Genomic DNA, 18,218 nt, shown 5'->3' with positions numbered 1-18,218 from the left:
TGGGGTGTCAGACGCCGATCGCGGCGAGTTCGGCCTCCACGGCCGCCTCGAGCCGCTCCCGGATCTCGGGGACCGCGATCTTCTGGATGATCTCGTGGAAGAACCCGCGCACCACCAGACGGCGGGCGGCCTCCTCCGGGATACCGCGAGCGCGCAGATAGAACAGCTGCTCGTCGTCGAAACGGCCGGTGGCCGAGGCGTGCCCGGCGCCGACGATCTCGCCGGTCTCGATCTCCAGATTCGGCACCGAGTCGGCGCGGGCGCCGTCGGTGAGGACCAGGTTGCGGTTCACCTCGAAGGTATCGGTGCCCTCGGCCGCGGCGCGGATCAGCACGTCGCCCACCCAGACGGTGCGGGCGTCGCCCTTCGGCGACCGCGGATCGCCTTGCAGCGCACCCTTGTACATCACGTTGGACTTGCAGTTCGGCACCGCGTGATCGACCAGCAGCCGCTGCTCGAAATGCTGGCCGGCGTCGGCGAAGTACAGGCCCAGCAGTTCGGCGTCACCGCCGGGACCGGCGTAGCGGACCGTGCCGGTGAGCCGCACCAGGTCGCCGCCCAGGGTGACCACGGTGTGGCGCAGCGTGGCGTCGCGGCCGAGGCGCGCGTGGTGCGCCGTGGCGTGCACCGTGTCGTCGGCCCAGTCCTGCACCGCCACGACGGTCAGCCGGGCGCTGTCGCCGAGCACGAATTCCACGTTCTCGGCGTAGGTGCCGCTGCCGCGCTGGTCGATCACCACGGTGGCGACGGCGAAGGCGTCCAGCCGGATCTGCACGTGGCCGTACGCGGTCCGGTCCACGCCGGGACCGGTGACCGTCACCGAAATCGGTTCGGCCACTTCGGTTTCCCTGCCGACCGACACGATGGTGGCCTGCTCGAAGCCGGAGTAGGCCTGCGCGGCGACGCGATCGGACGGGACACCGGCCTCGCCGAGGCGGGCGTCGTCGCGGCCGACCGTCTCCACCGTGACGCCCGCGACCGGGCGCACCTCGACCACGGCGCGGCCGTCGGCCTCCGCGGTGCCGTCGTGCAGGCCGCGCAGCCGGCGCAGCGGGGTGAACCGCCACGCCTCGTCCTTGGCGGAGGGCACCTCGAAGGCGTTCACGTCGAACGACGCGAACACCTCCCCCTTGTTGATCGCGGGGGTGCGAGCCGCAGCGCCCTCTAGGGCCTCGGCCACGTTCTCGACCGGCATCAGCCGACCGCTCCTTCCATCTGCAGTTCGATCAGGCGGTTGAGTTCCAGCGCGTACTCCATCGGGAGTTCCTTGGCGATCGGCTCGACGAAGCCGCGCACCACCATCGCCATCGCCTCGTCCTCGGTGAGGCCGCGGCTCATCAGGTAGAACAACTGGTCCGCGGACACCTTGGAGACCGTCGCCTCGTGGCCCATCGTGACGTCGTCCTCGCGGATGTCGACGTAGGGGTAGGTGTCGGAGCGGCTGATCGTGTCGACCAGCAGCGCGTCGCACTTCACCGACGAACTCGAGCCGTACGCGCCCTTGTTGACCTGAACCAGGCCGCGATACGAGGCCCGCCCGCCGCCGCGCGCCACCGACTTCGACACGATGTTGGAGGAGGTGTGCGGCGCCAGGTGCAGCATCTTCGCGCCGGTGTCCTGGTGCTGGCCCTCGCCCGCGAACGCCACCGACAGCACCTCACCCTTGGCGTACTCGCCGGTCATCCAGACCGCCGGGTACTTCATGGTGACCTTGGAGCCGATGTTGCCGTCGACCCACTCCATGGTCGCGCCCGCCTCCGCCTTGGCCCGCTTGGTGACCAGGTTGTAGACGTTGTTCGACCAGTTCTGGATGGTGGTGTAGCGGCAGCGTCCGCCCTTCTTCACCACGATCTCCACGACCGCGGAGTGCAGCGAGTCGGACTTGTAGATCGGCGCGGTGCAGCCCTCGACGTAGTGCACGTAGGCGCCCTCGTCGACGATGATCAGGGTGCGCTCGAACTGGCCCATGTTCTCGGTGTTGATCCGGAAGTAGGCCTGCAGCGGGATGTCGACGTGCACGCCCGGGGGCACGTAGATGAACGAGCCGCCCGACCACACGGACGTGTTCAGCGCGGAGAACTTGTTGTCACCGGCCGGGATGACCGAGCCGAAGTATTCCCGGAACAGTTCCGGGTGCTCCTTGAGGCCGGTGTCGGTGTCGAGGAAGATGACGCCCTGCGACTCCAGGTCCTCGCGGATCTGGTGGTAGACCACCTCGGACTCGTACTGCGCGGCCACACCGGCGATCAGCCGCTGCTTCTCCGCCTCCGGGATTCCCAGCCTGTCGTAGGTGTTCTTGATGTCCTCGGGCAGCTCCTCCCAGGAGGCCGCCTGCTTCTCCGTCGAACGCACGAAGTACTTGATGTTGTCGAAGTCGATGCCCTCGAGGTTGGAGCCCCAGGTCGGCATCGGCTTGCGGTCGAAGATTCGCAGCGCCTTCAGGCGGACGTCGAGCATCCAGTCGGGCTCGCTCTTCTTGGCCGAGATGTCGCGCACGACCTCTTCGGACAGGCCGCGCTTGGCGACGGCACCTGCGGCATCCGAGTCGGCCCAGCCGTAGCCGTAGTTACCCAGCGAGGCAATGGTCTCCTCCTGGGTGAGAGGCGGCGCCTGGACTGTGCCAGATTCGCGGCCTGCGGCGGCGGTGGTCGTCATTCGGCACTCCTTCCGGAGTCGTTCGTGTTCGCCGCTGCGGGCTGTGCAGCGGTCTGTCGGGCGTTCGGGATGGCTGGGTCGGGAGTGGCGGCGTTGGGCAGCACGAACAGCGGTACGTGCGTGGTGCAGGCGCAGTCGCCGTTGGCGATGGTGGCCAGCCGCTGGACGTGGGTGCCCAGCAGCTCACGGAACGCCTCCAGCTCGGCGGCGCACAGTTCGGGGAACTCCTCGGCCACGTGCGAGACCGGGCAGTGGTGCTGGCAGATCTGGACGCCCGCACCGACCTTCCGGGTGGAGGCCGCGAAACCGGCCTCCGAGAACGCCTCGGCGATCTCCTCGGCCTTCGCGGCGGTGGATTCGGGGGTGTGGCGGGCGAGTTTGTCGATCCCCGCGACGATCGTCGCCACCCGCTTGCGGGCGAATTCGCCGATCGCGGAGTCGCCGCCCAGCTCGCGCAGCTGGCGCATGGCCGCACCGGCGAGATCGTCGTAGGCGTGGCCGAGCCGGCCCCGGCCCGTCGCGGTGAGCTGGTACTGCTTGGCGGGACGGCCACGGCCCTGCTGCTGCCAGGGCGCCGAGCGGGTGGCGCGGGCCTCGCCGGATTCGATCAGTGCGTCGAGATGGCGCCGGACCCCCGCCGGGCTCAGGCCCAGCCGCTTGCCGATGGCCGTCGCCGTGATCGGGCCCTGCTCCAGCAGCAGCTGGATCACGGCCTCCCGGGTATGCCCCTCGCCCACGGGCGCCGCGGGCGCGACAGGGTTCCGGGCGCCTTCGCGACGCCCGGTGCCTGTCTCAGTCCGCAAACCCACGGTTTTCACAACATCAGTGTGACGGAATTCCTTCCCGCATTCTAGTAAGGGTGACCTGACCAGCCGGTCCGGAACCGCATTGCCCGCGCGGTTGCCGACGGGTGAGCCACGGGCCCGCGGCGGCCCGGCGGCGGCCGATCGTGGAGCGAAAGTCCTGGTGTCGCATGGTTTTACGACACCGATAGATACCGACGACCGGTCTCCGAATGTTCGCGACAGGAATCGGGCCGCCGGGTACGTTCCGGGATTGCGACGAAGCCCACACGCGTGCCGGGTGGCCCCGCCGAATTACGAAACAGTCGCATGTCGTGACCGGACCGTGCGCGAACTAGGCTCTTGGTCCGTGGCGGTACTCGAGGGCGCGCGGCGCAGAACAATCGACGTGGGGCGCCGGGCGCTGGGCCTGGACGTGCCCGCCGCCGATCACACCATCGCCGTCCTGCACACGGCCGAGTCCGAGGTGCCGGGGCTGGATCCCCGGGAGACGGTGCAGTTCAAGCGGATTCGGCTGCTGGGGGCCACGGGGTCGGTGCTGATGGCGATCAGCGCGCTCGGCGTGGCCGCGCAGCCGGTGGTGCAGAACCCGGTGTCGGGCGTGCGGGTGATCGGGGTGTTCGCGCGCTGGCAGACGTCGTCGCTGGCGCTGTGCATGATCGGCACGGTGCTGGTGGTGATGGCGTGGCTGCTGCTGGGCCGGTTCGCCGTCGGCGGGTTCGGCGGGGCGCCCGTGCACCGGCTCAGCCGCTCGCAGCTGGACCGGACGCTGCTGCTCTGGATCATCCCGATGTCGGTGGCGCCGCCGCTGTTCTCCAACGACGTGTACTCCTACCTGGCACAGAGCGAGATCGCCGCGCGCGGGCTGGACCCGTACGAGGTCGGCCCGGCCACCGGGCTCGGGCTGCACAACGTGCTGACCTACAACGTCCCCAACATCTGGCGCGACACCCCCGCGCCCTACGGGCCGCTGTTCCTCTGGATGGGCCGCGGAATCGCGGAGCTGACCGGGGACAACATCATTCTGGGCGTGTGGGCGCACCGGCTGCTGGCGCTGGCCGGCGTGGCGCTAATCGTGTGGGCGCTGCCGCGGCTGTCGCGGCGGTGCGGGGTGGCGCCGGTGAGCGCGCTGTGGTTGGGGGCGGCCAATCCGCTGGTGCTGTTCCACCTGGTCGGCGGCGTGCACAACGACGCGCTGATGCTGGGGCTGATGCTCGCGGGCATGGAGTTCTGCCTGCGGGCGATCTCCGGGGAACGCTGGGTGGGCTCGCCCACCGACCCGCCGCCCACCAACGGCACGGAGGCTATCGGCACGCCCTTCGACCGGCGGGCCTGGTCGCTGCTGATTTTCGGGGCGGTGGTGATCACGCTGTCGTCGTCGGTCAAGTTCACCTCGATCATCGCGCTGGGGTTCGTCGGCATGGCGCTCGCGCGGCGCTGGGGACGCGGGCTGCGGCCGCTGCTCACCGCGGCGCTGGTGCTCGCCGGGGTCGTGGTGGTCACGACGCTGTTCGTGAGCTGGGCCAGCGGACTCGGATTCGGGTGGACGCACACCCTCAATACCGCCAGCGCCGTGCGCAGTTGGATGTCGCTGCCGACCGCGATCGGCATCGTCACCGGATTCGGCGGCGTGCTGCTGGGACTGGGCGATCACACCACCGCGCTGCTGAGCATCACCCGTCCGATCGCGGGCGCGGTCGCGGCGTTCCTCACGCTGCGCATGCTGATCGCGACCTGGACCGGGCGGCTGCAAGCGGTGGGCGCCATGGGCGTCTCGCTCGCCGCCATCGTGCTGCTGTTCCCCGTGGTGCAGCCGTGGTACCTGCTGTGGGCCATCGTGCCGCTGGCGGCGTGGGCCACCACCCCGGCGTTCCGGGTGCCCGCGGTGGTGTTCTCGGCGGTGGTGAGCGTGATGCTGATGCCGCGCGGCGCGGACTTCGGGGTGTTCCAGATCATCGAGGCCGCTGTCGCCGTCGTGATCGTCGGCGTGGGCTTCATCGTGTTCACCCGGAACCTGCTGCCGTGGCGGAACCGGCCGGGGGTGTCTGCTCGGTCACAGCGGCCCGCGGCATACGGTGTGTCTTCGTGAGTGCTGCCTCGCCACCGGCCGTCTGTATCGACGGCGTCGTGAAACGCTTCGGCGATGTCACCGCCGTCGACGGGATCGGTTTCGAGGTGCGCCGCGGCGAGGTGCTGGCGCTGCTGGGCCCCAACGGCGCGGGCAAGACCACCACCGTGGAGATGTGCGAGGGGTTCACCGCGCCCGACGCCGGATCGGTGCGGGTGCTGGGGCTGGACCCGATCGCGGATTCCGACCGGCTGCGCCCGCGGATCGGGGTGATGCTGCAGGGCGGCGGGGCCTATCCGGGGTCGCGGGCCGGGGAGATGCTCGATCTGGTCGCCGCCTACTCGGCCGATCCGCTGGACCCGGAATGGCTGCTGCGCACGCTCGGTCTGCAGGACGCGCGCCGCACGCCCTACCGGCGGTTGTCCGGCGGGCAGCAGCAGCGGCTGGCGCTCGCCTGCGCGCTGGTGGGCCGTCCGGAGATGGTGTTCCTCGACGAACCGACCGCCGGGATGGACGCGCAGGCCCGGCACCTGGTGTGGGACCTGATCGACGCGCTGCGCCGCGACGGGGTCGGCCTCCTGCTCACCACGCACATGATGGACGAGGCCGAGCAGCTCGCCGACCGGCTGGTCATCATCGACCACGGGCGCATCGTCGCCCAGGGGACGCCGGCCGAGGTCACCTCCACCGGCGCCGAGGGCCAGCTGCGCTTCACCGCTCCCCCGAAACTCGACCTGCGACTGCTGAAATGCGCGCTGCCGGAAGGTTTCTCGCCGTGCGAGACCACGCCCGGGGCGTATCTGCTGCGCGGCGACATCACGCCGCAGGTGCTGGCCACCGTGACGGCCTGGTGCGCGCGAATCGACGTACTGCCCACCGATATCCGCATCGATCAGCGGCGGCTCGAGGACGTGTTCCTCGATCTGACCGGACGGGAGCTGCGCGGCTGATGACCTCCCCCGACGCCACCCACCGCTTCGCCCCCGGCACCTTCACCCCCGCGCCCCGGCCCGCCGCCCGCGCGGCGATGCTGGTCGCGCAGACCCGCATGGAGCTGATCCTGTTGCTGCGCAACGGGGAACAGCTGCTGCTGACCATGTTCATCCCCCTCGCGCTGCTGATCGGGTTGACGCTGCTGCCGCTGGGCAGTCTCGGCGACGACCGGATCGAACGGGTGGTGCCGGCAGTGATGATGGTGGCGATCATGTCCACCGGGTTCACCGGCCAGGCCATCGCCGTCGGGTTCGACCGGCGCTATGGGGCGCTGAAACGGCTGGGCGCCACCGCGTTACCGCGCTGGGGCATCGTCGGCGGCAAGTGCGCCGCGGTGCTGATCGTGGTGGTGTTGCAGTCGATTCTGCTGGGGCTCATCGGGATCGCGCTGGGCTGGCGCCCGGGGCCGGACGGGCTGGCGTTCGGCGCGCTGGTGATCGCGCTCGGCACGGCGACCTTCGCGGCCATGGGCCTGCTGCTGGGCGGCACGCTGAAGGCCGAGGTCGTGCTGGCGCTGGCGAACATCCTGTGGTTCGTCATGCTCGGCACCTCGAGCCTGGTGTTCGCCGCCGACGACGTCCCGGACTGGCTCAGCCTGCTGGCCCGGCTGATTCCCTCGGGCGCCCTTGCCGAGGCCCTCGAACAGGCCATGCGCCTGAGCGTCGACTGGTACGGGCTGGCCGTGCTGGCGGTGTGGGGTCTGGTCACCGGGTTCCTGGCGGCGCGCTGGTTCCGGTTCGAATAGCTCCGCGAATGCCCTGTGATCAGGGCTGATTCCGTGTCAGCGGGCATATCAGCCCGGTGTCAGGCCGGTATCAGGCGCGAGCGCGACGGTTACCGGCATGAACAGCTCAGCGATCGCGGCCTCCGGGTTGCGGAAAGCCTACGGGGACAAGACGGTTCTCGACGGCATTGATTTGACCATCGCCACCGGCACGATCTTCTCGCTGCTCGGCCCGAACGGGGCGGGCAAGACGACGACGGTGAACGTCCTGACCACCCTGCTGAAGGCCGACGGCGGCACGGCGCGGGTCGCCGGGCACGACATCGCCACCGAGACCAAGGCGGTGCGCGCCTCGATCGGCGTCACCGGCCAATTCGCGGCGGTGGACGACCTTTTGACCGGGGAGGAAAACCTGCGGCTGATGGCCGATCTGCATCGGTTGCGGGGCGCCGAGAGCAAGCGGGTGATCACCGAGTTGCTGGATCGGTTCGACCTGGCGGCCGCGGCGGGCAAGCGGGCGGCGACCTATTCCGGCGGCATGCGCCGCAAGCTGGACCTGGCGATGACACTGGTCACCCGCCCGCAAATCGTCTTCCTGGACGAGCCCACGACCGGGCTGGACCCGCGCAGCCGCCGCACCATGTGGGAGATCGTGCGGGACCTGACCACCGACGGTGTGACGATCTTCCTCACCACCCAGTACCTCGAGGAAGCCGATCAGCTCGCCGACCGGATCGCGGTGCTCGACCAGGGCCGCATCGTCGCCGAAGGCACCGCCGACGAACTCAAGCGCCGGGTCCCCGGCAGCCACATCCGGCTGCGTTTCACCCACGCCGCGGACTTGGCGACGGCGGCGCGGATCGTGCCCGGCGCCACCCGCGACGACGACGCCCTGGCCCTGCGGGTGCCGGGCGACGGCGGCTCGAAGTCGTTGCACCAGTTGCTGAATCGGCTCGACGAGCACTCGCTCGAGGCCGAGGAGGTCTCGGTCCACACCCCCGACCTCGACGACGTTTTCCTTTCTCTGACCGGACACGCCACCACGAAGGACACCGCACAATGAGCACCCTCTACGCACCGCTGGCCGACTCGTCGATCATGTTGCGGCGCAACTTCACACACACCGTCCGCACCCCGGTCACGATCTTCAACGCGGCGCTGATGCCGGTCGTGATGATGCTGATCTTCGTCTACGTGTTCGGCAGCGCGTTCGACGTCGGCGGTGACTACATCGTCTACGCGACACCGGGATTGATTCTGCTGGCGATCAGCTACGGGTTGTCGGGCACCGCGGTCGCGGTGAGTTCCGATATGGCCAAGGGCGTCATCAACCGCTTCAAGGTCATGGATGTCTCCCGTGGCGCCGTCCTGACCGGGCACGTGGTGGCCACCATGGTGACCAATGTGGTCGCCATCGCGGCGGTCGTCGGGGTGGCGTTCGCCCTCGGCTTCCGGTCGCCGGCGACGGCCGTCGAATGGCTCGGCGCGGTCGGGGTCATGCTGGCGACCTCGTTCGCGGCGTCCTGGCTGACGGTCGCGCTGGGCATGGCCGCGAAGACGCCGGAGTCCGCGGGCATGAGCGTGGTGCCGCTGATCATGCTGCCCTTCGTGAGCAGCGCGATCGTCCCGGCCGACAAGATGGGGCAGGGCGTGCGGCAGTTCGCGCAGTATCAGCCCTTCACCCCGATCATCGAGTCGCTGCGCGGGTTTCTCACCGGGAACCCGTCCGGCGGCTACACCGCGGCCGCGCTCGCCTGGTGCGTCGGCTTCGCCGTGGTCGGCTACCTGTGGTCGCGCGCCACGTTCAGCAAGCGAGCGTAGCCGCGACGAGCTCCCGCCAGTCCGCCTTCGCACCCTCTTCCGCCGCCTCGGTGAACCGCGCGTCACCGAGGCGGCCTCGTGCTGTCCGCTCGATGCGGGCCGCGTCCGGCTGGGATCGGTCGGGCAGTCCGCGCACCGCGTCGCTCGCCGCGAGCAGCCGGGCGGCCTGCTCGTCCTGTTCGCCGCGCAGCGCCAGGTCCGCGACGCCGACGAGAATCTGCGCGACGAGGGGCGCATGGCCCGCGGCGGCGGCCGCCCGGAAGGCCGCGGCCCGCTCCGCGCGGGCCGTGTCGAGATCCGTGGCGAGGTAACCGAGTAGGTCGTGGATCACCGCGCCGGCGTTCGGCTGTTCCGCGTCGGCGCCGAGCAGGGTCGTCGCGACCTCGAGCTGCCGGCGGGCCGCCGCGCCGTCGTCGCGCCAGCGGGCCAGTTCCGCTCGCGCCAAGGCGAGTTCGGCCAGTGCGCTGGGCCAGGCGGACTGATCCGCGTGGCGCTGTGCCTCGGTCATGGCGGCCGCGCTCGCCTCCACCTCGCCCGACAGCCAGTACAGCTGGGCCTGCCGCGACCGCATCCCGGCCACGTCCTCGATCGCGCCGACCTCGGTGACCACCGCGATCGCCTCGTCGAAAAGCGCGCAGGCGCCGGTGAATTCGCCGCGCACGGCCATCCGGTTCGCCAGTTCGGTCAGCGCGAACGAGGTCCCCCAGCGCTCGCCCAGGGCACGGAACTCGGCCAGCGACGTCTCGAGGTAGGCGTCGGCATCCTGCCCGTCCTGTCCGAGCATGATCCGCGTCTTGCCCATCTGCAGCCGGGCGAGCGCGCGGACCCACGGGTCGTCGTCGGTGAGCAGCGGTTCGAACGCGGTCAGCAGCGCGTCCGGGCCCTCGAGCATGCGTTCCAGGGCGTCCACGAAACCCAGCAGCGGGTGCCGGGCCCGCACGTTCCGGCCGAACCGGTACGCCTGGTGGATCCAATCCTCCAGTTGCTGTGCGTCGTTGCGGCCGGAACTCACGAAGTGCACGACCAGCCCGTACACCATGGCCCGGGTCTCGTCCTCGACCTCGCCGGGCATTTCGGCGGTAGCGGTGACCAACTCCAGGCCCTCGGCCTTGTGGCCGCCGAGCCACCAGTACCAGCCCGCGGCCGCGGCGAGCCGCATCGCCCCGGCGGTGTCGGCGGCGGCGAGCGCCTCGCGCATCGCGACGGTGATGTTGTCGTGGTCGGCCGCGAGCGTGGCGAGCCACTCCAGCTGTTCGGCGCGGCGCAGGTGCGGATCCGCGGTGTTCGCCAACCCGGTGAAGTACGCCAGGTGCGCGCGCCGGGCCAGGTCCGCCTCGCCCGACTCGGCGAGCCGGTCGCGGGCGTACTGCCTGATCGTGTCGAGCATCCGATAGCGCGGCCCGTCGGCCTCCTCGGCGCGCAGCAGCGATTTCTCGGTCAGCGCGGTCAGCAGCTCGAGTATCTCCCACGACTCGACCGTCGTGGTCGCGCCGCCGGGCTCCTCCGGCGTGCTCGCGCAAACCTGTTCGGCCGCTTCCAGACTCGCGCCGCCCGCGAAGACCGAGAGCCGGCGCAGCACCATCCGTTCGGCGTCGGTGAGCAACTCCCAGCTCCAGTCGACCACCGCGCGCAGCGTGCGGTGCTGTGGCATTGCGGTGCGGCTGCCGCCGGTGAGCAGGCGGAACCGGTCGTCGAGGCGATGGGCGAGCTGGTCGAGGGACATGGTGCGCAGGCGGGCCGCGGCCAGTTCGATCGCCAGCGGGATTCCGTCGAGCGCGCGGCACACCCGCGCCATCGTCGCCAGGGTGCGGGAATCGTCGGTGAGATCCGTGCGGACGGCGCCGGCCCGGTCGCGCAGCAGCCGCACGGCCGGGGAGGACTCGATCTGCCCGGGGTCCGCGTCCACCGCGGGCAGCGCCAGCGGCTCGACCCGCCAGATCGCCTCGCCCGTGATGCCGAGCGGCTCGCGGCTGGTGGCCAGGATCCGCAGCCGCGGGCACTCCCCTAGCACCCGGTGAGCGAAGGCCGCGGCGGCGTCGATCACGTGTTCGCAGTTGTCCAGGATCAGCAGTGTTTCGCGGTCGCGGATCGCCGCGACGAGCCGGTCCATCGGTTCGGCGTTCGGCGGGCCGCCGAGCAGCGCGTCGCGCAGGCCGATGGCCGCGAGCGCGGACTGCGCCACGTCGCCGCCCGTGCCGACCGACGCCAGTTCGGCCAGCCAGGCCCCGTCGGGCAGATCGTCGAGCAGCGTCCGCGCGGTCTCCTGCGCGAGCCGGGTCTTGCCGGACCCGCCGGGCCCGGTCAGCGTGATGAGCCGATGATCGGCGAGCAGTGCGCGCACGGCGGCGATATCGGCGTGCTTGCCGACGAATTCGGTCAGTTCGCCGCGCAGGTTGGTCCGGCGTTCGTGCTCCTGCGCGCCCACCTCGCCACGCAGCAGCGCGACGTGCAGATCGGACAGCTCGGGTGAGGGGTCCACGCCCAGTGTGTCGGCGAGTGCCTCGCGGGTGCGCTGGTACACGGTCAGCGCCTCGGGACCGCGGCCCGCGGCGGCGAGTGCCCGCATGAGCACGGCGGCGAGTCGTTCCCGCACGGGGTGCCGGGCGGCGACCTCGGTCAGCTCGCCGATCAGCTCCGGGCCGCGGCCGAGGCGGATCTCCGCTTCGTACCGATCCTCCGTGGCGGCCAGGCGCAGCGCCTCGAGCCGGGTGATCACCGCCTCGAACGCCTCGCTGTCCTGGACGCCGACGTCCTGCATCGGCGCGCCGCGCCACAGTTCGAGGGCCTCGCCCAGCAGTTCGGCCTGCCGGCGGTCGTCGCCGCCGCGAGCCTGTTCCACGAGCCGTTCGAAGCGCATCGCGTCGACGGCGCGGGGCTCCACCGCCAGCCGGTAGCCGCCCGGCTGCGCCTCCAGCGAACCGTCCGGCAGTACCCGGCGCAGCCGGGATACCAACGCCTGCAACGCATTCGCGGCGTCGGAGGGCGGCTGCTCGCCCCAGATCCAATCGACCAGCGCCGATTTCGACACGGCACGGCCGGGTTCGAGCGCGAGGGCGATCAGCAACGCCCGCAACCGGGTACCCGGTATCTCGATCAATCCGCCGTCGTTCACTCGGATTTCGAGCGGCCCAAGGATCCCGATCTGCACCCGGCCATTCTGCCGTGGGCGCGCGCCGGGCCGGCGGGCCGCCCCGCCCATCCAGGGCCGACACCGCGCCGGGGAGCGTGTCAGGGCGGCGTCAGGTCGATGTCAGGCGGGCTCGCGACAGTAGTGACGCGAGAACGAATCCACACGATGAAGGAGCACCGCGATGCCCGCTTTCCCGACCCCCGAACCGATCGCCGTCACCGTCGACATCCTCTCCGGACGGGTCGAGGTCGTCGCCTCGGACCGCAGCGACACCGTCGTCGAGGTACGGCCCGCCGACGCGTCCAAGAAGAGTGATGTACGCGCCGCCGAGCAGACCCGGATCGCCTTCACCGACGGGACCCTGACGGTGAAATCGGCGAAGGAGTGGCGTACCTACACGCCGTTCGGCGGCAACCCCTCGGTCGAGGTGACCATCGAGGTACCGGCCGGTTCCCGGCTGCGAGCCACCGCCGGTGTGGGCCGGTTGGTGGGCGCGGGCGACCTCGGCCCGTGCGAACTGGAGATCGCCGCCGGTGACATCGAGGTCGAGCGACCGCGCGAGGCGGTGACGGCCAAGGCGGCCAAGGGCGACATCCGCATCGGCGAAGCGTCGCGCGGCGTGCTGCGGCTGGAGACGTCCATGGGCGACCTGGAGGTCGGCATCCATCCGGACAGCGCGGTGCGGCTCGAGACCAACGCCCAGCACGGCACCGTGCAGAACTCGATGCGACCGGTCGCCGGTTCGGCGGGGAACGCGGACACCGTGCAGGTGTTCGCGCGCAACTCCTACGGCAACGTCATCATCCGGCACGCCACCCCCGCGCAGCACTGATCACCAGGGCCGACACCGCATGAAGGAGCAACCGATGGAAATCAGGGTGGACCGGCAGCGCTGCATCGGCGCGGGCATGTGCGTCCTGACCGCGTCCGCGGTGTTCGACCAGGACGACGACGGGCTGGTGGTGCTGCTGGACTCCGCACCCGAGCGCCGCGCGGACGTCCGCGAGGCCGCCCAGATGTGCCCGTCCGGCGCGATCACCGTCGACTAGATCAATTTCCGGCCGCAGGGCCGACTACCGCATCAGGAGAATCAGATGAGCCAGACCGCTACCGTCCCGCACGGCCTCCCCATGGACCGCGACGCCGGGCCCTTCGACCCGCCCAGCGCGATCACCCGGCTGCGCGAGACACGTCCCGTCAGCCCGCTGGTCTTTCCCGACGGCCACGAGGGCTGGCTCGTCACCGGTTACGAGGCGGTCCGAAAGCTGATGGCCGACACCAGGTTCAGCTCCCGTCAGGACATCGGCATCGTGCACGTGCCGTACGAGACGCCCGGCATGCCCGCCGCCACCGAACCGTCGCCGGTGATCCCGGGCCTGTTCATCGCGATGGATCCGCCGGACCACACCAGGTTGCGGCGCAAGCTCACCGGCGCGTTCACCGTCCGGCGCATGAAGCAGCTCGAGGAGCACATCGTCGAGGTTGCCGAGCGGCAACTGGAGGCCATGGCACTGCTGACGCCGCCGGTCGACCTGGTCCGGGAGTTCGCGCTGCCGCTGCCCTCGCTGGTGATCTGCGAAATGCTCGGCGTCCCCTACGCCGATCGGGAGACCTTCCAGGCCAACTCCGCCAAGTTCCTGGTCAAGGATCAGCCGCTGGAGGAGAAGATGGCCGCGTACGGCGCGATGACCAGTTACCTGGCCGGACTCGTCATGGGCAAGCGCGCCGAACCCGGCGACGACCTGCTGTCGGATCTGGCGCGCGACGAGGACCTCAGCGTCGAGGAACTGACCGGGATCTCGTTCCTGCTGCTGCTCGCGGGTCACGAGACCACCGCGAACATGTTGGCGCTGGGCACTTTCGCGCTGCTCGAGCACCCGGAGCAGCTGGCGGAGCTGCGCGCGGATCCGGAGCTGGTGCCGGGCGCCGTGGAGGAGCTCATGCGCTATCTGTCGGTCGCCGACATCTTCTATCGCTACGCCACCGAGGACATCGAACTGTGCGGGGAGACGATCGGCAAGGGGTCGACCGTCGTCGTCTCGCTGCTGGCGGCCAACCGCGATCCGCGGCGCTTCGACGACGCGGACGCCCTGGACATCCACCGCACGGCACGGGGGCACGTGTCGTTCGGCCACGGCGTCCACCAGTGTCTCGGGCAGCAGCTGGCCCGTATCGAGATGCGCGCCGGGTTCGCGGGGCTGATCCGGCGCTTCCCGACGCTCCGGCTCGCCGTCGACGCCGCCGAGGTGCCGCTGCGCACCGATATGAACATCTACGGCGTCCACGAACTGCCGGTCACCTGGACCGAAACCGGCGGGTAAACCCTTGGCGGACAACGGGAACCCCGCTCCGTCAGGCGGCGGGGACCGCGCTCGCCCCGCGGGGCCCGCCGCCCAGCAGCGGCCGGGACGCCAGCGCCGTGACCACCGTGACGAGCAGCAGCGCGGCGATATAGACGGAGAACAACGCCGGGTGCGCCGCGAACTTCTGCTTCAGCGCGGGTGTGGTGCCGCCGAAGAGGGCGCTGGTGATGCTGTAGGGCAGGGCCATCACCGTCACGCGGTGGCGGGCCGGGGCGATCATGGCGGTCGCGCCGGTCACCGTGGCGGCCAGGGACACGACGCCGATCGATCCGACGATCATCAAGGCCCAATACGTCACGGGCGTAGCGGAATTCAGCAGCACCTGCATCGGCAGCGTCAACCCGGCCAGCACCAGCGCCGCACCGCCGACCCAGCGCAGCGGGCCGATCCGGTCGGCGAGCGCGCCGAAGATCGGCGCGGCCGCCATGTAGGCCAGCTGAGCCACCACGCCGGCCCAGAGCACTTGCGCGTCAGGCAGTTTCAGGACGGTGATCCCGTAGCTGGTCGGGGTGCTGATCCACAGGTAGTAGGACGCCAGGCAGCCCGCGGTGAGCCCGGCGACGGCCAGGCCCGGACCGATCAGCGCCCGCCACTCCCGGGACCAGCGGACGGGCTCGTCGTGCGGGTCGCCGTCGAGGGTCTCGGGAATGTTCCGCCGGGCCAGCATGAACACCAGCGACAGGACGGCCGCGACGAGGAACGGGATTCGCCAATATCCGTCGCGCAGCGCGTCGGTGCCCGCCCAGGTCACCAGCGCGGCCACGAGCAGATTGGCGGTGATCGTGCCGAGGCCGTAGAAGATCGAGTACACGCTGGTGCCGAGCATGCGCCGGCGCGGCGGGGCCGATTCGTACAGGTAGGCCTGCGCTACGGCCTGCTCGCCGCCGAACGAGAAGCCCAGCACCAGCCGCCACACCAGTAGCAGGATCGGGGCGGCGGCGCCGAGGGTTTCGCAGCCGGGCGTCAGCGCCATCCCGAGTGTCGCCAGCCCGGCCAGTCCGATCGAGAGCACCAGCGCCGGACGCCGCCCGCGCCGATCCGCGAGTTGCCCCAGCACGAACGCGCCGATCGGCCGGATCAGGAACCCGACCGCGAAGATCCCGAATCCGTACAGCACCGACTGCCGCAGATCGCCGCCGAAGAAGCGCGGCGAGAAGTAGGTCACCAGCAGCGCGTACAGGGACCACTCGTAGCTTTCCAAGGCCGCGCCCGCCGAGGAGGCGGCAATCCGCCGGGTGCGCCGCGTTTCGATCACAGTGTTCATGAGCGCCGCCAACTTTAACACCGTTCAAGTCGGTGTTCTGCCTCGGGTTTCGACCTGACTGCGGTACGACGGCGGTCGCTCCTACCGTTCGACCGGGCCGCCGCAGATCCGCTCCACTTCCTCACGGAGCCTGCGGAATTCGGCCGACAGCGCGTCGAGGGTGTAATGGGCGTTCAGCCCGCTGGGGTTCGGCAGCACCCAGACCTCGGTGTCACCGAGCGAATCGGGTTGACGGCCGACGGCGGTGCGCGGACGGCCGAACGCGGTGCGGTAGGCGCCCAGCCCGAGCACGGCGAGGACACGCGGACGGTAGTGCGCCACCCGCTCGACAAGCGCCCGGCCACCCTCGCGCAGTTCCTGCGCCGACAACTGATCCGCCTTCGCCGTCGTGCGCGGCGCGACATTCGTGATCCCCAGCCCGAGCCCGAGCAGTTCCGCTTCCTCGTCCGGCCGGAACTGCCGCGGCGTGAACCCCGACCGGAACAGCGCGGGCCAGAACCGGTTCCCCGGCCGCGCGAAATGATGCCCCGTCGCCCCCGACCACAACCCGGGATTGATCCCGCAGAACAGCACCCGCAGATCCGGTCCCACCAGATCGGAAATCGTCTTCCCTTCCGCCGCAGCCAGATCGGCCGCCGTCGGACGAAAGATTCCACCTGAACCCATCCCGTCAGTCTGCCCGACCCCACCCCACCGCCCGCCGCACCCACCCGCCAACCGCCGCACAATCCACCGGCCCACCGGTGTCGACCCGCACGATCGGCGTCAACCCCAGCGGCTCGGCATGCGCCGCCCAGGTGTCCCAATCCCGTGCCAGCCGCAGGTCGTCCTCGTACAGCGTGGCCCGCCGCCTGCTCGCGTACCGGCGCCGGGCCACGTCGGCGGGGACCGCGCACCAGACCTCCACGGCACGATCCGCTCCGGTGTGTTCGATCCCGGCCCGGGCGAATTCGAGATCACGCGGCCGGAACCACCAGGAGTCCACGACCACCGGTCCCGGCACGGCCCGCGCCAGCGCCCACACCGCGTCCATGGCGATGCCGCCCAGACCGGGGACCCCGGCGTCCGAACCGGCGCAGTCCGCCAGCGCCACCTTGACGGCGTCCTTCGACAGGAACGTGGCCTCCAGCGTCCGGGCCAGCGCGCGTCCCAGCGTCGACTTGCCCGATCCCGGCAGGCCGTTCACGAGCACGAGCAGTTTCTCCATGGCCGCCATGATGGACCGGACAGCGTCCGGGTGGACCCACTACAGGCTGTAGTTGAGGGTCGACTAGCATGACGGCGTGCTGTCTCGCGCGTTTCTGCGACTGGTCGATCTGCTGCCGCTGCCCTCGTTGCGGGTGCAGCGGGTTATCGCGTTCGCGGTGATTCTGTCTCAGGCGGGGATCTCGGTGACCGGGGCGATCGTGCGGGTCACGTCGTCGGGGCTGGGGTGCCCGACGTGGCCGCAGTGCTTTCCGGGGAGTTTCACGCCGGTGGCGCATGCCGAGGTGCCGGTGCTGCATCAGGTGGTCGAATTCTCCAATCGCCTGCTGAGCTTCGCGGTGACGTTGTGCGCGGCGCTGGTCGTGCTGGCGGTGCTGCGGGCGCGGCGGCGGCGCGAGGTCGCCGTGTACGCCTGGCTGATGCCCGGCGGCACCGTCGTGCAGGCGGTGATCGGCGGCATCACCGTGCGCACCGGACTGCTGTGGTGGACGGTGTCTGTGCACCTGCTGGCGTCGATGGTGATGGTGTGGCTGGCCGTGCTGCTGTTCGCGAAGATCGGCGAACCCGACGAGGGCGTCGACGTGGCCCAGGTGCCGCGGCCGCTGCGCCTGCTCACCGCGCTCGGCGCGATCGCGTTGTGCGCCACCCTGATCGCCGGAACGCTGGTGACGGGCGCGGGTCCCCATGCCGGTGACAAGAGCGTCGACCGGACCGTCGAGCGGTTGCAGGTGGAGATCGTGACGCTGGTGCATCTGCACGCGGAACTGCTCATCGCCTACCTGGCCCTGCTGGTCGGCCTGGCATGCGGTCTGGCCGCGGTCGGCATGGATCGGGCGATCCGCGTGCGGCTGATCGTGGTGATCGCGCTGGTCTGCGCGCAGGGCCTGGTCGGCATCGTCCAGTATCTGACCGACGTGCCCGCCGCGCTGGTGGCCGTGCACGTCGGCGGGGCCGCGGCCTGCACCGCCGCCACCGCGGCGCTGTGGGCGGCACTGCGTAACCGCGAGCGAGTGAGCGCCGCCGCACCGGTCGCCCACGCCTCCTGACCGCCTCCGATCCCGCGGCGCCGCAACGATATCGGCGCGTTCGTCCCGAAGTTGGCGCGTTGTGCCCTTCCGGAAACCGCCCGGTCGCCCCACACTGTGAAGCGGCCGCGCGACCGGGTGAGGTCCCGCGGCCAGGGGTTGCCTC

At 70.7% G+C, this 18,218-nt stretch carries 16 protein-coding genes; 9 read left to right on the top strand and 7 right to left on the bottom strand.

Annotated features, from left to right (window positions below):
* Window positions 1-7: 7 nt before the first annotated feature.
* From sufD to ACFMRZ_RS02425, 3 genes are read right to left on the bottom strand one after another with little or no spacing between them, the layout of a single operon-like run.
* On the bottom strand, window positions 8-1,195 hold the full coding sequence (gene sufD, locus ACFMRZ_RS02435) for a Fe-S cluster assembly protein SufD (protein ID WP_400177700.1): 1,188 nt from the start codon (window positions 1,193-1,195) through the stop codon (window positions 8-10).
* The gene (gene sufB, locus ACFMRZ_RS02430) at window positions 1,195-2,655 is read right to left on the bottom strand and encodes a Fe-S cluster assembly protein SufB (protein WP_280272821.1); all 1,461 of its coding nucleotides are present in this window, start codon (window positions 2,653-2,655) and stop codon (window positions 1,195-1,197) included. The genes sufD and sufB overlap by 1 nt, the downstream gene beginning before the upstream one ends.
* The gene (locus ACFMRZ_RS02425) at window positions 2,652-3,473 is read right to left on the bottom strand and encodes a helix-turn-helix transcriptional regulator (protein ID WP_400177699.1); all 822 of its coding nucleotides are present in this window, start codon (window positions 3,471-3,473) and stop codon (window positions 2,652-2,654) included. The genes sufB and ACFMRZ_RS02425 overlap by 4 nt, the downstream gene beginning before the upstream one ends.
* 334 nt (window positions 3,474-3,807) lie before the next feature.
* Between ACFMRZ_RS02425 and mptB the strand changes: the two genes are divergently transcribed.
* From mptB to ACFMRZ_RS02400, 5 genes are all read left to right on the top strand, one after another.
* The gene (gene mptB / locus ACFMRZ_RS02420; protein ID WP_280272819.1) at window positions 3,808-5,547 is read left to right on the top strand and encodes a polyprenol phosphomannose-dependent alpha 1,6 mannosyltransferase MptB; all 1,740 of its coding nucleotides are present in this window, start codon (window positions 3,808-3,810) and stop codon (window positions 5,545-5,547) included.
* Window positions 5,544-6,476 carry an ABC transporter ATP-binding protein gene (locus ACFMRZ_RS02415; RefSeq protein ID WP_400177698.1) on the top strand — a complete coding sequence of 311 codons (933 nt, stop codon included), beginning with the start codon at window positions 5,544-5,546 and terminating at the stop codon, window positions 6,474-6,476. The genes mptB and ACFMRZ_RS02415 overlap by 4 nt, the downstream gene beginning before the upstream one ends.
* Complete coding sequence (locus ACFMRZ_RS02410) at window positions 6,476-7,264, top strand: ABC transporter permease (protein ID WP_400177697.1); 789 nt, start codon at window positions 6,476-6,478, stop codon at window positions 7,262-7,264. The genes ACFMRZ_RS02415 and ACFMRZ_RS02410 overlap by 1 nt, the downstream gene beginning before the upstream one ends.
* A 97-nt stretch (window positions 7,265-7,361) precedes the next feature.
* Window positions 7,362-8,306, top strand: a complete 945-nt coding sequence (locus tag ACFMRZ_RS02405) for an ATP-binding cassette domain-containing protein (RefSeq protein WP_400177696.1) — start codon at window positions 7,362-7,364, stop codon at window positions 8,304-8,306.
* Window positions 8,303-9,064: an ABC transporter permease gene (locus ACFMRZ_RS02400; RefSeq protein ID WP_280361768.1), complete on the top strand. Its 762-nt coding sequence runs from the start codon at window positions 8,303-8,305 to the stop codon at window positions 9,062-9,064. The genes ACFMRZ_RS02405 and ACFMRZ_RS02400 overlap by 4 nt, the downstream gene beginning before the upstream one ends.
* Here ACFMRZ_RS02400 and ACFMRZ_RS02395 read toward each other — a convergent pair.
* On the bottom strand, window positions 9,048-12,212 hold the full coding sequence (locus ACFMRZ_RS02395; protein WP_400177695.1) for a BTAD domain-containing putative transcriptional regulator: 3,165 nt from the start codon (window positions 12,210-12,212) through the stop codon (window positions 9,048-9,050). The genes ACFMRZ_RS02400 and ACFMRZ_RS02395 overlap by 17 nt on opposite strands.
* A gap of 163 nt (window positions 12,213-12,375) precedes the next feature.
* Here ACFMRZ_RS02395 and ACFMRZ_RS02390 point away from each other — a divergent pair, with 163 nt between their 5' ends.
* Genes ACFMRZ_RS02390 through ACFMRZ_RS02380 form a run of 3 tightly spaced genes read left to right on the top strand, consistent with a single transcriptional unit; the run spans window position 12,376 to window position 14,515 of the window.
* Complete coding sequence (locus tag ACFMRZ_RS02390; RefSeq protein ID WP_400177694.1) at window positions 12,376-13,026, top strand: DUF4097 family beta strand repeat-containing protein; 651 nt, start codon at window positions 12,376-12,378, stop codon at window positions 13,024-13,026.
* A 19-nt stretch (window positions 13,027-13,045) separates the two neighbouring features.
* The gene (locus ACFMRZ_RS02385; RefSeq protein ID WP_400177693.1) at window positions 13,046-13,243 is read left to right on the top strand and encodes a ferredoxin; all 198 of its coding nucleotides are present in this window, start codon (window positions 13,046-13,048) and stop codon (window positions 13,241-13,243) included.
* A 45-nt stretch (window positions 13,244-13,288) separates the two neighbouring features.
* Window positions 13,289-14,515, top strand: a complete 1,227-nt coding sequence (locus ACFMRZ_RS02380) for a cytochrome P450 (RefSeq protein ID WP_400177692.1) — start codon at window positions 13,289-13,291, stop codon at window positions 14,513-14,515.
* 31 nt (window positions 14,516-14,546) lie between these two features.
* On the opposite strand, the gene ACFMRZ_RS02375 is transcribed toward ACFMRZ_RS02380, so the two are convergent.
* The 3 genes from ACFMRZ_RS02375 to ACFMRZ_RS02365 all read right to left on the bottom strand — a co-directional run bounded on the left by ACFMRZ_RS02375 (window position 14,547) and on the right by ACFMRZ_RS02365 (window position 17,028).
* On the bottom strand, window positions 14,547-15,821 hold the full coding sequence (locus ACFMRZ_RS02375) for an MFS transporter (protein ID WP_400177691.1): 1,275 nt from the start codon (window positions 15,819-15,821) through the stop codon (window positions 14,547-14,549).
* A gap of 81 nt (window positions 15,822-15,902) precedes the next feature.
* Window positions 15,903-16,487 carry a G/U mismatch-specific DNA glycosylase gene (gene mug, locus ACFMRZ_RS02370; protein WP_400177690.1) on the bottom strand — a complete coding sequence of 195 codons (585 nt, stop codon included), beginning with the start codon at window positions 16,485-16,487 and terminating at the stop codon, window positions 15,903-15,905.
* A 4-nt stretch (window positions 16,488-16,491) separates the two neighbouring features.
* The gene (locus tag ACFMRZ_RS02365) at window positions 16,492-17,028 is read right to left on the bottom strand and encodes an AAA family ATPase (RefSeq protein ID WP_400177689.1); all 537 of its coding nucleotides are present in this window, start codon (window positions 17,026-17,028) and stop codon (window positions 16,492-16,494) included.
* Window positions 17,029-17,104: 76 nt separating this feature from the next.
* Between ACFMRZ_RS02365 and ACFMRZ_RS02360 the strand changes: the two genes are divergently transcribed.
* On the top strand, window positions 17,105-18,073 hold the full coding sequence (locus ACFMRZ_RS02360) for a heme A synthase (RefSeq protein ID WP_400177688.1): 969 nt from the start codon (window positions 17,105-17,107) through the stop codon (window positions 18,071-18,073).
* Window positions 18,074-18,218: the final 145 nt, after the last annotated feature.

This window comes from Nocardia sp. N2S4-5 (genome assembly GCF_044628355.1).
GTDB lineage: Bacteria > Actinomycetota > Actinomycetes > Mycobacteriales > Mycobacteriaceae > Nocardia > Nocardia wallacei_B.
This window is presented reverse-complemented; position numbering and strand designations above follow the sequence as displayed.